This is a genomic window from Flagellimonas sp. 2504JD1-5 (genome assembly GCF_053618295.1).
On record NZ_JBSIOU010000002.1, the window covers coordinates 36,879 to 51,185 of the forward strand.

16 protein-coding genes are annotated in these 14,307 nt (G+C 39.1%); 6 read left to right on the forward strand and 10 right to left on the reverse strand.

Features of this window, described 5'->3' with window-relative positions; all coding sequences use genetic code 11:
* Positions 1 to 26 precede the first annotated feature (26 nt).
* Positions 27 to 491: a hypothetical protein gene (locus ACULLG_RS09615; protein WP_452126580.1), complete on the forward strand. Its 465-nt coding sequence runs from the start codon at positions 27 to 29 to the stop codon at positions 489 to 491.
* Here the strand turns inward: ACULLG_RS09615 and ACULLG_RS09620 are convergent.
* From ACULLG_RS09620 to ACULLG_RS09645, 6 genes are read right to left on the reverse strand one after another with little or no spacing between them, the layout of a single operon-like run.
* Positions 483 to 1,817 carry a DUF58 domain-containing protein gene (locus tag ACULLG_RS09620; protein WP_452126581.1) on the reverse strand — a complete coding sequence of 445 codons (1,335 nt, stop codon included), beginning with the start codon at positions 1,815 to 1,817 and terminating at the stop codon, positions 483 to 485. The two genes, ACULLG_RS09615 and ACULLG_RS09620, sit on opposite strands and share 9 nt — an antisense overlap.
* Before the next feature lie 9 nt (positions 1,818 to 1,826).
* Positions 1,827 to 2,825 carry an AAA family ATPase gene (locus ACULLG_RS09625; RefSeq protein ID WP_452126582.1) on the reverse strand — a complete coding sequence of 333 codons (999 nt, stop codon included), beginning with the start codon at positions 2,823 to 2,825 and terminating at the stop codon, positions 1,827 to 1,829.
* A 3-nt stretch (positions 2,826 to 2,828) separates the two neighbouring features.
* A complete protein-coding gene (locus tag ACULLG_RS09630; RefSeq protein WP_452126583.1) occupies positions 2,829 to 4,040 on the reverse strand; it encodes a DUF4350 domain-containing protein in 1,212 nt (403 codons plus the stop codon).
* A 5-nt stretch (positions 4,041 to 4,045) separates the two neighbouring features.
* Positions 4,046 to 4,762, reverse strand: coding sequence for a hypothetical protein (locus ACULLG_RS09635; RefSeq protein ID WP_452126584.1), 717 nt, complete (start codon positions 4,760 to 4,762; stop codon positions 4,046 to 4,048).
* Positions 4,762 to 5,700 (reverse strand): hypothetical protein, encoded by a 939-nt coding sequence (locus ACULLG_RS09640; protein ID WP_452126585.1) that lies wholly within the window; start codon positions 5,698 to 5,700, stop codon positions 4,762 to 4,764. Before ACULLG_RS09640 ends, ACULLG_RS09635 begins: the two co-directional genes overlap by 1 nt.
* A complete protein-coding gene (locus ACULLG_RS09645) occupies positions 5,681 to 6,649 on the reverse strand; it encodes a stage II sporulation protein M (protein ID WP_452126586.1) in 969 nt (322 codons plus the stop codon). Before ACULLG_RS09645 ends, ACULLG_RS09640 begins: the two co-directional genes overlap by 20 nt.
* Positions 6,650 to 6,683: 34 nt before the next feature.
* On the opposite strand from ACULLG_RS09645, the gene ACULLG_RS09650 reads away from it, so the two are divergent.
* Together ACULLG_RS09650 and ACULLG_RS09655 are read left to right on the forward strand one after the other, a co-directional pair.
* A complete protein-coding gene (locus ACULLG_RS09650; protein WP_452126587.1) occupies positions 6,684 to 7,409 on the forward strand; it encodes an RDD family protein in 726 nt (241 codons plus the stop codon).
* 2 nt (positions 7,410 to 7,411) lie between these two features.
* The gene (locus tag ACULLG_RS09655) at positions 7,412 to 8,026 is read left to right on the forward strand and encodes a trimeric intracellular cation channel family protein (RefSeq protein WP_452126588.1); all 615 of its coding nucleotides are present in this window, start codon (positions 7,412 to 7,414) and stop codon (positions 8,024 to 8,026) included.
* On the opposite strand, the gene ACULLG_RS09660 is transcribed toward ACULLG_RS09655, so the two are convergent.
* A complete protein-coding gene (locus ACULLG_RS09660) occupies positions 8,023 to 8,742 on the reverse strand; it encodes a peptidylprolyl isomerase (protein WP_452126589.1) in 720 nt (239 codons plus the stop codon). The genes ACULLG_RS09655 and ACULLG_RS09660 overlap by 4 nt on opposite strands.
* Here ACULLG_RS09660 and ACULLG_RS09665 point away from each other — a divergent pair.
* Entirely contained in the window at positions 8,741 to 9,382 is a 642-nt protein-coding gene (locus tag ACULLG_RS09665; RefSeq protein ID WP_452126590.1) for an NUDIX hydrolase, read from the forward strand. The two genes, ACULLG_RS09660 and ACULLG_RS09665, sit on opposite strands and share 2 nt — an antisense overlap.
* 36 nt (positions 9,383 to 9,418) lie before the next feature.
* Positions 9,419 to 10,231 carry a lysophospholipid acyltransferase family protein gene (locus ACULLG_RS09670; RefSeq protein ID WP_452126591.1) on the forward strand — a complete coding sequence of 271 codons (813 nt, stop codon included), beginning with the start codon at positions 9,419 to 9,421 and terminating at the stop codon, positions 10,229 to 10,231.
* Here ACULLG_RS09670 and ACULLG_RS09675 read toward each other — a convergent pair.
* The 3 genes from ACULLG_RS09675 to ACULLG_RS09685 all read right to left on the reverse strand — a co-directional run bounded on the left by ACULLG_RS09675 (position 10,228) and on the right by ACULLG_RS09685 (position 12,870).
* Positions 10,228 to 10,875 carry a hypothetical protein gene (locus tag ACULLG_RS09675; RefSeq protein WP_452126592.1) on the reverse strand — a complete coding sequence of 216 codons (648 nt, stop codon included), beginning with the start codon at positions 10,873 to 10,875 and terminating at the stop codon, positions 10,228 to 10,230. The genes ACULLG_RS09670 and ACULLG_RS09675 overlap by 4 nt on opposite strands.
* A gap of 3 nt (positions 10,876 to 10,878) precedes the next feature.
* A complete protein-coding gene (locus ACULLG_RS09680) occupies positions 10,879 to 11,373 on the reverse strand; it encodes an RNA polymerase sigma factor (RefSeq protein WP_452126593.1) in 495 nt (164 codons plus the stop codon).
* Between the two features lie 69 nt (positions 11,374 to 11,442).
* Complete coding sequence (locus ACULLG_RS09685; protein ID WP_452126594.1) at positions 11,443 to 12,870, reverse strand: amidohydrolase; 1,428 nt, start codon at positions 12,868 to 12,870, stop codon at positions 11,443 to 11,445.
* A 101-nt stretch (positions 12,871 to 12,971) separates the two neighbouring features.
* On the opposite strand from ACULLG_RS09685, the gene ACULLG_RS09690 reads away from it, so the two are divergent.
* Positions 12,972 to 14,279 carry an NAD(P)/FAD-dependent oxidoreductase gene (locus ACULLG_RS09690; RefSeq protein WP_452127960.1) on the forward strand — a complete coding sequence of 436 codons (1,308 nt, stop codon included), beginning with the start codon at positions 12,972 to 12,974 and terminating at the stop codon, positions 14,277 to 14,279.
* Positions 14,280 to 14,307 lie beyond the last annotated feature (28 nt).

Below are 14,307 nucleotides of genomic sequence, written 5' to 3' on the forward strand. Positions count from 1 at the left end.
GATTTTTGCTACATTTAATCGAGAACATGAGAACACTACTATCAACCCTTCTGGTCTTTATGATCGGGTCGCAGCTATTTGGTCAAATAGAACGCGACAAAGCACTTCATTTTTTGGGAGGCAACCTTTTTGGTTTGGCCGGGGCCGGAGTTGCTAAGCAAATAACAGATGGAAATCGGGCTTGGACCTTTGTTGGTTCCGTGGTTGGCAGTGCTTTGGTAGGAATTGGAAAAGAGGCTGTAGATGCAGGTCAAGAAGGAAACCAATGGGACAATGATGATTTGGCAGCTACAATTCTAGGTGGTGTTACCGTAGGGGTCACCATCGAAATTTTTTCTAAAAAACGAAATAAAAAAAGACCCATGGGAAGTCTTACCACCCAACGGTTAAATGGGGATGATTTTAAAATAAACCCTGAATCGAATAAGGTGTTGGCCATGAGTACCGAACTCCCAAACTTTTATAAAATTTCCAACCAAGTTTTAGAGTAACCCCCTTGCTTTAATTTCTAGATATTTATTGATAGTGTTAATGGTCAAATTTTCCGGTTTGGTCAAAATAGTCTGAATACCATATTTACGAAGCTCGTTTACAATGAGTTTTTTCTCATAAATAAACTTCTCCGCTATGGTCTGTTCAAAGATTTGATGAACTGTTTCTGCACTTTTCGTGGCAAACTCATTAAGTTCCGTATTTTCAAAAAAGATGACAACCAACAAATGTTGTTTTGCAATGGCTTGAAGATAGGGGAGTTGCCTGTGCAGTGCATCCAATGTTTCAAAGTTGGTATATAGCAAGAGCAGACTCCTCTGGTTTAGATTTCGTTTTACATCAATGTACAATCTGCTGTAATCACTTTCCACGAAATTGGTTTCCAAGTTGTAAAGTGTTTCCAAAATGAGGTTCATTTGGGAACTTCTTCGTTCAGCAACTACACGGTTTTCAATTTTATCGCTAAAGGAGAACATTCCGGCTTTGTCATGTTTCTTTAGGGCAATGTTGCTAATGACCAGGGTTGCATTTATGGCATAATCCAGAAGACTTAACTCATTAAAGGGCATTTTCATTACCCGTCCTTTGTCAATTACAGAATACACCGGCTGCGATTTTTCATCCTGGTATTGATTGACCATTAATTGGTTCTTCTTTGCCGTGGCCTTCCAATTAATGTTTCGAATATCATCCCCTTGAACATATTCCTTGATTTGTTCAAATTCCATGGTATGCCCAATTCGTCTTATTTTTTTGAGTCCATATTCATGCAATCTATTGGTAAAAGCAATGAGGTCGTACTTCTGAAGTTGAAGGAAAGAAGGATATACAGGTACTTCTTGCAATTGGGCAAAACTAAATTTTCTGGCAAGAAAACCAATGGGAGAAATGGCAAATACATTTAAGCTTCCAAAGGAATATACACCACGTTCCGTTGGTCTGAGTTGATAATCATATTTTTTGCTGTCCCCACTGGCAATTTTACTTTTAAGGCCAAAATCCCTTTTTTGAAATTGAAAGGGTATCTCATCAATAATTTTGATATCGGTTTGGAATAAGTAGCTATTTTTAATTTCCAATTGGATTGGATTCTCATCCCCGTTGGAAAGTTTATCAGGGAGTATTCTGTTTCCCGACAAACTACCTTTTGAAGCAAACAGCAATAAAAAATCAACAACAAAAAAGAGCATAAAAACGTAGAACAGCACTTTCACCGCTCCAAAGATGTCATCGAAGATGTACGAAAACAGAAAAGCGACAATGATCGCTGTAAGCGCTATAAAAAATCGCTTTTGAAAGTAAGTTTGTTTAAATATTCTTTTCAAGTGCTGGTTTTATCTTGGTATTTCAATACTTTCTACAATTTGTTTTACAACTTGCTCAGCAGTTAGCCCCTCCATTTCACGTTCAGGGGTCAAAATAATTCTATGGCCTAAAATGGGACCTGCTACTTTTTTTATATCATCCGGTGTGATAAAATCCCGACCGCTTATAGCCGCCAAAGCTTTTGATGCATCCATTATGGCAATTGAGGCTCGTGGAGATGCCCCGAGATAAAGATTGGCATTGGTTCGGGTATTATCCACAATCGCGGCAATATATTTTAGGAGGTTTTGCTCTACGATAATGTCCTTAATGGTTTTTTGATATTCCGCTATTTCTTTGGCAGACAAAACGGAACTGATAAGATCTTCGGCAATAGCGTTTTTTTGTTCATGTTTGCTTTCCAAAATCTGGATTTCTTCTTCCAAACTTGGGTATTGCACATTGATCTTAAAAAGAAAACGGTCAAGCTGTGCTTCAGGAAGTCGGTACGTGCCCTCTTGCTCAACCGGGTTTTGGGTCGCAAAAACCAAAAAAGGAGGCTCCATGTCGTATTCGGTGCCATCCATGGTAATTTGGCGTTCCGCCATGGCCTCAAATAATGCTGCCTGCGTTTTAGCTGGGGCACGGTTGATTTCATCAATTAGAATGATATTTGAAAACAAGGGACCTTTCTTAAATTCAAATTCTGAAGTTTTTACATTGAATATGGAGGTCCCAAGAATATCGCTTGGCATCAAATCTGGGGTAAATTGGATGCGGCTAAAATCTACGTTCATGGTTTTTGCCAATAGTTTGGCGGTTACGGTTTTAGCGACCCCCGGAACTCCCTCAATCAATGAATGACCGTTGGCCAAAATTGAAATGATCAACAGTTCAACCATGTCGTGTTGGCCTATGATAACCTTTCCCAATTCTGATTTAATCTGGGAAACAGCTTCCTGCAACTTGGTAAGATCTACCCTTTGGTTAAACTCCATTGCACCTTCTTGTGATTCTTTTTCTTCCATTTTTTACTGCTTAAATGCGGTTATTTTTTTATTGAGTTCAATACTTTCTTGCTCGGTATAAGATTTTTTATGTTTTAAATGGACAATATATTCTATTAATTCCCTGGTTTGTTTTATATCCTTCCCAGCTTTAGCAGCTAAGATTTGAATGGTTTTATCATTTAGTTGGCCAGTGTCGATATGATATCGATTTCTGATATTAGCCAAAAAGTAATTTAATTTTTTCTGGACTAAATCCGTAAAATCTTTGTTCTGATGATATAGCGAACCCACGGCCTGTGCAAACTCCACAGAAGAATTTTTCAAAGGCTCTATCACAGGAATAATACGTTGTTCGCGTTTGGCCTTAAAAAGCACAAAAAGCAAAAGGCCCAGCATGGTCAAGTAATACACCCATTTTAAGGATTTCTGATTCAAAACAAAGCGCATGGGTGAATCAATAACAACACGCCCTGATTTTTTGTAATTGTCCCAGAACAGAAGGGTTTTGTCTTCCAAATATGAAAGCGTGTGGGACACATAATCCTGATTCCCTTTTAACATATAATAATTGGAATAGGCCACTGGTGTTGTGTTCAAAACAAAGTGGCCATTGCCAAACCGGGTTTTGATGAAATTGGGTTTTGTGAATGTTTGGTCCGGTTTGTCGTTAATAAAATTATCTATCGTATATGTGATATGGCCCAAAATGGTGGTGTTGGTTGAATCTACACTGGTAAAGTGTGAATTAAAATTACCTCTTGACAGTTTAAATTTATCGTGGTCAATTTTTTTATTGGTCAGTGTTAATATGCTGCTTCCTTCTTTCACCCCATATTCGGATTCGATGGCAATATTCAATGTGTCAGACAACTGCCAGGCAATACTTGTGGCAGCCATAAAAACTGTATTCCCGGCAGCTACGTAATCCAGGATTTGATTTGTTTCTTGTTCATCCAAGTCTACATAATCATTGATGAAAATATAATTGGAACTTATGGAAGAATCATTCCCTATTAAAGCATTGTACACACTTTCTTCAACCGTTGCTATTTCACTGTCGCCAAACATTTCCGGCAATTCGCTATACAGTACAAAACATCCAAAGGGAATTTTATCTGCTGCAGTATAGGAAGGCCTCCAGTTAATGGGTTTGGGCCTAACAATTTCAGTAATAATGATACCCAAAACTACAAGGGAGAAAATCGCAACAACTACTTTAGATCGCCTGTCCATGGATGTTACTTGATTATATTATTTAAAGCCATAAAACGGGAACTTGTTTTCTCATATCCCAGCGCATCGATATGTTGTTCTCCATACCAAATATATTCATAGAGGTATGAAGCTCTTTGGAACTCGGTCTGTAACTCACTTTCCTTAATTTCCTTTTGATAATCTAAATTGGTTTTTTCAAAATGCCATTCAATGATTTCTTTTTGTGATAATTGCTTCAGGATTTTTAGAAATTGATACCGCACTGCAAGCCTATAATCTTTGTTTTTGAGGGCAGAACTCATAAGGGAGTCCAAGTCTACAGTTTCAATGTGTTGTTCGGCAAGATTTATATCTACTAGCGGTTTGGCCTTTTTGGTGAAAATCGCATGGAATTTTTCGTTTACAAATACCCGTATTAGAATAAAGATGACCAAGAGGCCCATCAAACCGTAAATAATATATTCCAAAACCAGTAGTGTCGAAGGGGAAATATCAATTCCAAAAGCGCTGCTCAAAGCTTCCAACATCCATTTAAGGAATCGAGCAAGCAAGTTTTGGGATTCTCCTGTTTTTACATCATAATTGAACGCTTCGCCTGTGTATTTTTTGCTTAAATCCTCATCCAAAATTCGCTCTTGCAGTATGGATTCTTGGTCAATAGGTATGGCTATTGAATCATTTTGACCAAACACTGTGGCCGCACAAAAAAGAAAAAATAAGACGATGTTACGTTTTATCACTATTCGGCTTGTCCTATTTGCTCAATTTTACTTCTGGTGTTTATATTATAGGTTTTCTCGTGCAATGCATAAAAAAGAATCCCATTTACAAACTGTGAAAGACATTGTGCATAAACCATTAAAATAAGGAGAAGACACAATCCTAATGTATAAATGACGGTGGCAACTACAGAGCTTCCAACATCCACTCCGCTGTCTACGACATGGAACGTATAGATTCCTATAAGTATCAGTGGAATTAAAAGAATTATAAAAAACAACAATCCATTCAACAGGCCAAGAATAAAATTTACCCCAATGGATTTCCAAAAGCTTTTACTGACCAAATTCCAACCTTCACCAAAAGCATCGGTTACGCTTTTATTCTCACTCATCATACTAAAGAAGGAAACACCTATCCAAGCTGTCATAAAAAATTGGATAATGTATTGGGCAAACATTCCCAGCAGAGGAATAAAGGCACAAATAAGTGCAACGATCATAAAGACCAAATAAATGGGAATCAGAAGTAAAATGAAAAGTAGTGTATTGCCGAACCTACTTTTTGTCAATTCCCAAACCTCTTTTTTATGGAAACCCATGCCTTTTTGCTCATCGTACTTTACCAAATAGGAAGAACTGAGACTAAAATTTAAGCCAGCAACTAAAATGAAGATGATAAAAAACAAGATACCTCCGGTAACAATATAAATCCAATAAGTGTCTTCATTGGTTTGGACTGGTCCAGTGCCTAAAAAATTGCCTTCTGCGGCAATGAGTCCAACAAATCCAGAGACCAATAAATAACTGGTGATTAGCAAACCTATAAGAAAGACCCCATTGTAACTCAAGAAAACATTGGTGAACTTCTTTATGTTTTGCTTTAAAAAATCGAAATAAGCGGTTAGAATATCGCCGAAATCACGATTTATCCTAAGCTCAATGTATTTGTCTTTCATATGTTCGGTTAACTTTGATTGGGTATATGATGTAGTAATAGATTATTAAAAACAAAGACCCTCCAATAATGGCAAATGCCAGCCAATTGGGCATGTTGGAATAACGGGTAATAAATCCTTCAATAAAACCGGCGATAATAAAAAATGGTATGGTGCTCACCACAACTTTAAGTCCATCTTTTGCACCTTTCATGAATGACACCCTTCGGGAAAATGTCTTTGGAAATAAGATACTGTTGCCCATGATAAGCCCGGCACAACCAGCAACAATAATAACTGATATCTCAATAGTTCCATGCAACCATATCTGTTTATTGGCTTCAAAAAAAACATCCTTTGTGTAAAAAAATGTGATAAATGCACCCAGCATTACGCCATTGCTAAACAAAATATAAGCTGTGCCAATACTTGTAATGACTCCAAAAGCGAAGGCCAAAAAAGCAACCCTTATGTTATTTATGGTTATTCCTAAAAAGGTGCCTACCTCACTTCCACTTTTATAAATGGCGGTGGGGTCTCCGTTGGCTATATTGTTCAAAGTTTCATTGACATAGGCATCTCCCAATATCAATCGAACAAATGAAGAATCATTCAATGCCGAAATACTTCCAATCATTGAGGCTACCAAAAAAATAAGAAAGGCAATCCCCAAAGTGCCATGGTACTGTTTAAAAAACAGCGGAAATTCACGCACCCAGAAATCAATTATCCTGTTTCCGGATTCTTTTTTGTTCTTATAAATTTTCTGGTGCGCCTGGGAAGCCAAAGAATTCAGATACAATAAAGTTTTACTCTGATCGTAATACGTTTGTGCATATGCCAGGTCGTTGGTAAGTTGAATGTAACCATCTACCAAAATATCGGGGTCGGTATGGGAACTAAAGGAAAGTGCCTTTTCAAAAGCAATCCATTTTTCCTTATTTTGTTTCACAAAGGCGGCCTCGCGCATAAATAGGAATTCGTTAAGCTAAAATTACGTTTATATGGGTAACCTCCAAATCAATACAACGCAAAATGTTAACCTAGATTATAAAATTGTAGGCATTGGAGAAAGAATAGTTGCGTTTTTAATAGATGGCTTTATACTTTGGATATATGCCTTTTTGGTGAATATTGTTGGTGATGCCATTGGTTACATTTATGAAGATTCCTGGACCCAACGAGGCTTGGTGGCACTTATCTTTTTGCCTGCCATGTTCTATTCCCTTTTAATGCACAGTATTTTTAATGGTAGAACTGTGGGGAAAATGTTGCTAAAAATGAGGGTTGTCCGGTTGGATGGAACACCCGTACATTGGAGCAACTACCTTGTTCGGTGGATGCTTCGCTTAGTGGATATTTGGATATTTTTGGGATCTATTGGAATATTGTCCATACTTTTCACCGAAAAAAGACAACGTGTGGGAGATGCAGCTGCCGGAACCGTTGTGATAAGCACAAAGAACAAAACCAAGGTTTCCCACACTATCCTGGAAGAAATTAATGAAGAGTATACCCCGCAGTTCACCAATGTAACATTATTGACCGACAAAGATGTTAGATTGATAAAGGATACTTTTTTAATTGCGCGAAGGAGCAACGATTTTAAAACTTTGACCGCTTTACGGGTTAAAGTTGAAAGTATTTTGAATACAAAATCCAATCTATATGATGTCCAGTTCTTGGATACCGTTTTAAAAGATTACAACTACTATACCCAAAAAATGTAAACATGTTTTATCAGACCATTGATATTTTAGGAACGGTGGCATTTGCACTTTCGGGCGTACTTGTTGCCATGGAAAAACGCTTGGATTTGTTTGGGGTGTTGATTATTGCTTTTGTGACGGCCATTGGTGGAGGTACCCTTAGGGATCTATTGATTGGAAATACCCCAGTTGGTTGGATGCGTGATTTGACCTATGTTTTCACCATTTTTATTACTGTGATCTTTGGAATTCTGTTTGTAAACCAGCTAAAGTATTTAAGACGATCTCTGTTTTTGTTCGATACTATTGGAATTGGGCTTTATACTATGGTAGGGGTGGAAAAAGGAATCCAGGCAGGCCTTTCTCCGGTGATGTGTGTTGCATTGGGTACCATGACCGCAAGTTTTGGTGGAGTAATCAGGGATATGCTTTGCAACGAAATTCCTGTGATCTTTAGAAAAGAGATCTATGCCACGGCGTGCATTGCGGGCGGATTTAGCTATTTTCTTTTTGTAAAACTGCCCATACCCGAAGGGTATGCCTATGTTGCGGCAATTCTATTAGTGATTACATTACGGGTTTTAGCGGTGAAGTTCGATATCCGTCTTCCCAATATCTATAAAAAAGAAGTTGGCTAAAGTACTTCGGCCTTTAAAATATATACATTTTGCCAAGGCCAATCTCCGTCACCTACGGGAACATTATTAATTGCATCCACCACATCCATGCCCTCAACAACCCTTCCAAAGGGGGTATAAGAACCATCTAAATGATATGAGCCCGGTTTGGTCACAACAATAAAAAATTCATAGGGTGAGGCCAATTTATGGGGATTGTTACGCTCACTGCTGGGCATTGAAATGGTGCCACGATGATGTTTATGACCTTTTTTCGCATCTGGCGGAAGCAAGTATCTACCGATCAACCTTCTTTTTTTTGAGGTTTCCTTGTCATCGGAATTTCCACCTTGTATGATAAAGTCCTTGACCACCCGATGAAATTGGGTGTTGTCAAAATACCCTTTTCTGGCCAGATATATGAAATTTGCCTTATGGTAAGGTACATTATCGTAGAGTTGAACCGTGAAACTACCCATACTTGTTGTGAGCCTTACTCTGTTTTCTTTTGTTTCTTTTGCATAATTAAAAAAGAAGTCAATCGCATTTTCCTCATTGAGCACAAAGGCTTCTTCTTTTTCCTCCTCTTCCAGGGGAACTGCCTCTTTTTTCGGAATTGAATCGGTCTCCGCTATTTGCGCTTCAACTTTGGGATTGTTCTTTTTAGGAGATTCTCCGCAGGAGGCAAGAAAAAATAATAGTATACTTGTAACTAAAGCTGTTTGTTTTAAAAACATGGATTTTAAGGAATTTTACCAACAGGTTTTAAAAATAAAAAATCTCCCACTACCCGGTGAGGATTCGCATCATAAAATGTCACCTGCAATGCGTGTGCAATGGCTAAAATCCAACGAGATTCAAAAAATGAATCCAAAAAGAGCAGGGGTTATGGCTCTTTTTTACCCTGACATTGATTTTAACACCAAATTACTTCTCATTTTAAGAAAGACCTATACCGGGGTGCATTCCAACCAGATTGGATTCCCTGGCGGAAAGGTTGAACCGGATGACAGTGGGCTTTTGGAAACCGCTTTGCGCGAAACACATGAAGAAGTGGGTGTACCTCCAGGAGCTGTTGAGGTGTTAAAAGAGCTAAGCGAAGTGTATATACCACCAAGTAATTTTATGGTAAGTCCGTTTATCGGAATCTATCAAAACCCACAACCTTTTAAAATCCAAGAGACTGAAGTGGAGGACTTGGTTGAAGTATATTTGAAGGATTTTTTGGACAAATCCAATCATATCGAAGAAAACCTGACCACTTCTTATGCTAAAAACATTAATGTACCCGCCTATAAATTAAATGGTTATACCGTTTGGGGAGCGACGGCGATGATGATGAGCGAAATCAAGGAGCTTTTGGAACAGGTGCTTTAGCCGCTATTTTGTAAATTAGCCCACAACGCATTACTTATGGGGCTGTTTAAAGAAAATCCTTTTGGACATATTCTGTTTTTGAAGCGATGGTTGATTCGTATAGCGGGTTCCATCACTCACCAACGATATAAAGGGTTCAATAAATTGGAGATTGAAGGTTCCCAAGTGATTCGGGATCTACCCGATTCCAATGTGCTTTTTGTAAGTAATCACCAGACTTATTTTGCAGATGTGGTGGCCATGTTTCATGTTTTCAATGCCAGCTTGAAGGGAAGGGATGACAACATCAAAAATTTGGGTTACCTCTGGAATCCGAAACTCAATATTTATTACGTAGCGGCCAAAGAAACCATGAAGCAAAGCGTTTTGGCAAAAATATTGGCCTATGCGGGTTCCATCAGCATTGAGAGAACTTGGAGAGCTGATGGACAAGATGTGAACCGCCAAGTAAAATTCAGCGATATCAGTAACATTGCAAAAGCACTGGATGATGGTTGGGTAATTACTTTTCCACAGGGAACCACAACACCTTGGAAGCCATTACGTAAAGGGACTGCCCATATCATTAAACGATATAAACCTGTGGTGGTTCCTGTTGTAATTGACGGTTTTAGGCGTTCGTTTGACAAAAAGGGTCTGCGTGTTAAAAAGAAAGGGATACTTCAATCTATGCATGTTAAGCCGCCTTTGGAAATTGATTACGACAATGAGTCCATCGAATCCATCTTGGAAAAGTTGGAATACGCTATAGAACAGCATCCTTCTTTTTTAAAGGTCATTCCTCAAGAGGAATTAGCTGCCTATGAAGCTGAACATGAAAAAAGAAGGTATAGTTATAAGGGAGACTAGACTTCCAATTTTTGGAGTTCACGATAGTTTTTGCGCAATTTTCTAGTGAGCAATCCATAAAGTAAAAAGTAAATTCCTCCTAAAACAAAAGTGAAAATTACACCTACAATTGCAAAACTGCCCATAAAAATCCATTTGAGTTTTTCTGGTGGGACTTCAGCCAGCTTTTCTCCCAATTCAAAGGTGGCCGCGATGTTATCACTAAAGTAGATGCCCACAATCAACATGGCAAAAGTGAGAAGCACCATGGACAATGAAAAGACGACATAGTATTTAACCGTTTTTCTGGTCTTCAAAATGTTAGAGGTAAGTAGCTTGGCATCATCCAATACCGAAATTTCCTTATATCTTTTATAAAAAAGATAAATGAAATAAAAGATTACAATGTATTGTAAAATACTTACTCCAAGAACAACATTGGTCAATTCCAAATCCGAATAGATACTTAGGTTGTTCCGCATTGAAGGGATTAGGTAGAGCAAATGGGGCAGTATAAATTCTATAATGCTGATATAAAATATCCATTTGACTATGGATGATGATTTTTTCCAGATCATCTGATAAATTTCATCATATGACAGCTTAGGAAGATGTTCATCCTTTTTCTGCCAGTCCTTTTTCAAAAGCTCCAGTTCGTCCACCATCTTTTAAGGATTTAATATGGTTCTTAATTTATTTTTTACTCTATTCATTTTTACCCTGGCATTAACCTCCGTAATACCTAAAGTTTGTGAGATTTCAGCATAATCCTTGTCCTCCAAATACAAAAAGACCAAAGCCTTATCAATATCGCCTAATTGCTTTATGGCATTGTACATGAGCTTCAACTGTTTTTCTTCGGTATCGTCATATTCGTCGGTTTTGATCTTAAAAATTACCGAATCATAATCCTGGGTCTGAACCCTTTTCTTTGATTTTCGATATAGGGTAATCGCCGTATTCAGGGCAACACGGTACATCCAGGTACTGAATTTGGCATCGCCGCGAAATTTTGGATATGCTTTCCATAATTGTATAGTGATTTCTTGGAACAAGTCATTATGGGCATCTCGATCGTTGGTATATAGGCTGCATACCTTATGAACAATATTTTGATTGCTCTCAAGCTCCGTCACAAAACGATGTTCAAGTTCTTTATTCACTATGGTTGGTAAGTTTGCTGTATATGTGTTTGGAAATTGTTTTTTGTTACAGCTCTTTTTGGTAAATTCTTATTTTCTGTAGTCCAAAGCAGGAGGTCTATCCCCGAGCAATGGGATATATTTAAAATCTTCGCCCCTACGTTTTTCCAATTCCACCCTAGCTTCCTCAACTATTTTAGGGTTTTTAAATAGATCCATTGCCGTTAAGGTTAAGGTTTTGGCCGCGACCATCATACCTTTTGTGCCAATTGATGTTCCTCCGGCTGCAACAGCTTGCCAACTATGTGCAGGAGTTCCCGGAACCCAGGTTGCAGTGCTTAACCCTACAGTAGGGACGGCAAAACTAACATCACCAACATCTGTAGATCCATAGGCTCTGGCCTTTTCTTTATATGGTTGAATATCGGTTGCTTTTTCAATATCCAACTTTTTATAGCCAAAACTCAAGGCAATTTTTTCCGCAAAAGCCTTTTCTTCGTCGGTATAGGTTAAACCTCCCACTACCGATAAGTTATCGTGCATCAATTTTTGCAACACCAGATTGGGCAATAACTCATGGGTGCCACCAATCATTTCATAATCCATGGTTGTGCCGGTTCCTAGGGCTCCACCTTCGGCTGCTTTTACAATACGGTCAAAAATATCAATGACCACATCTCTTTTATTGTGACGTGCGTAGTAGTAAACCTCTGCAAAGTTGGGGACCACATTGGGAGCTTTTCCTCCATCGGTAATCACGTAGTGGATTCGTGCCTCCTGCGGAATGTGTTCACGCATCATATTTACCATAGCGTTCATGGCCTCTACGCCATCCAACGCGGAGCGACCCATATGTGGTGCCCCAGCGGCATGGGCCGATGTTCCATAAAATCGAAATTTAGCGGACTTGTTGGCCAAAGCTGCACCTGCGCTTGCTGCATTTTGCGCTCCAGGATGCCAATGTAGGGCAACATCAACATCATTGAACAATCCTTCTCTTACCATATATACCTTTCCAGAGCCTCCTTCTTCTGCAGGACATCCATAGAATCGAATGGTGCCCTGAATTTTATTTGCTCGCATCCAGTCTTTCACCGCAATAGTCGAAGCCGAAGAGGCTGTTCCAAAAAGGTGGTGACCACAAGCATGTCCTGCAGCTTTATTGGCTGATTTCTTTTCAGCAACCGCTTGTTGTGAGAGACCAGGTAAGGCGTCATATTCACCCAAAATGGCAATTACCGGAGATCCAGAACCGTATTCTGCAATAAAGGCGGTTGGGATACCTGCCACTCCTTTTTTAATTGAAAAGCCTTCATCGGAAAGTGTTTTTTGCAGTAGTGCAGAACTTTTTTCTTCCAAATAGCCCATCTCCGCCAAATCCCAAATTTGATGGGCAATATCACCATAATATTCTGTTTTGGATTCCAATTTGGAAAGTACCGCATCTTTGTTTTTTTGAGCCAAACTCAGTACAGGCGTCAGTGCAATTATCCAAATAAAAAAGTCTGTTAGTCTCATGTCGGTTTGTTTTGTTAGTCAGGCTCTAAATATACTAAAAAAGGGGTGTTAAATGTCCTTTTTCCAGTTTGGGAATTCGTAAATTTGTATACATGTCAAGTATGAATATTCCGCAATCAAGTCTTCCCCGAATCGTTATTATTGGCGGTGGTTTTGGAGGCATCGCTTTAGCTAAAAAGTTATCTAAAAAAGAAGTGCAGGTGGTGCTGTTGGACAAGCACAATTACCACACATTTCAACCTTTGTTGTATCAAGTTTCCACAGGTGGATTGGAGCCAGATTCTATTGCCTATCCCATCCGAAAGGTGTTGCAGGGATACCCTAATTTTTATTTTCGATTGGCAGAGGTGCACCAAGTGGATACGGGGAATAAAAGATTGAAGACAAACATTGGTGCTATAGGATATGATTATTTGGTTGTTGCAACAGGATCAGAGACAAATTTCTTTGGAAACAAAAATATCGAGGAGAAAGGTATGGCTATGAAGACTGTTCCCCAGTCGCTGAACCTGCGTAGTCTTATTTTGGAGAATTTTGAGCAGGCTTTGCTCACCGACGATCTTCATGAACGGGATGCCTTGATGAATTTTGTGATTGTAGGTGGAGGTCCAACGGGAGTGGAATTGGCTGGTGCTTTGGCCGAAATAAAGAAAGGTATCCTGCCCAAGGATTATCCTGATTTGGATACACGAAGGGCACAAATCAATTTGGTGCAGGGAAGCGACCGAATTCTTCCGGCCATGAGCGAAATTGCTTCAAGCAAGGCAGAACGGTTTTTGGAAAAGTTGGGAGTAAATGTGTGGAAAGACGTTAGAGTTACCGATTATGATGGAAAACATGTGACCACAGACCAAGATTTGTCATTTGAATCTGCCACCTTGGTTTGGGCAGCGGGAGTTCAGGCAGTTTGCCTTGATGGGTTAAACGCCAAAGAAGTGCTTTGCAGGGGCGATCGATTAAAGGTGAACAGATTCAATCAAGTTGAAGGGTTTAAAGAGATCTTTGCCGTTGGCGATGTTGCTCAAATGGAAACCGAAGCCTTTCCAGAAGGTCATCCCATGATGGCACAACCGGCAATTCAACAAGGCGAGAATCTTGGCGAAAATTTAGTTCGATTATTGGAGAACAAGCCCCTAAAACCTTTTACCTATCGCGATAAAGGAAATATGGCTACCGTGGGAAGAAACAAGGCCGTATGCGATTTGCCTCGATTCAAGTTCCAAGGAGTCTTTGCCTGGTTCGTGTGGATGTTTGTCCATTTATACTTTTTAATCGGTTTTCGAAATAGGGTAGTGGTGTTCATCAACTGGGTATATAATTATATCCGTTTTGATAGAGAGGCCAGACTTATTATCCGTCCGTATAAAAGAGAACAGAGGGCTACAGAAATAGAAGTTCCTGTAGAATAAGCACCAGTTTGGCGGTATCTGAGGTTAA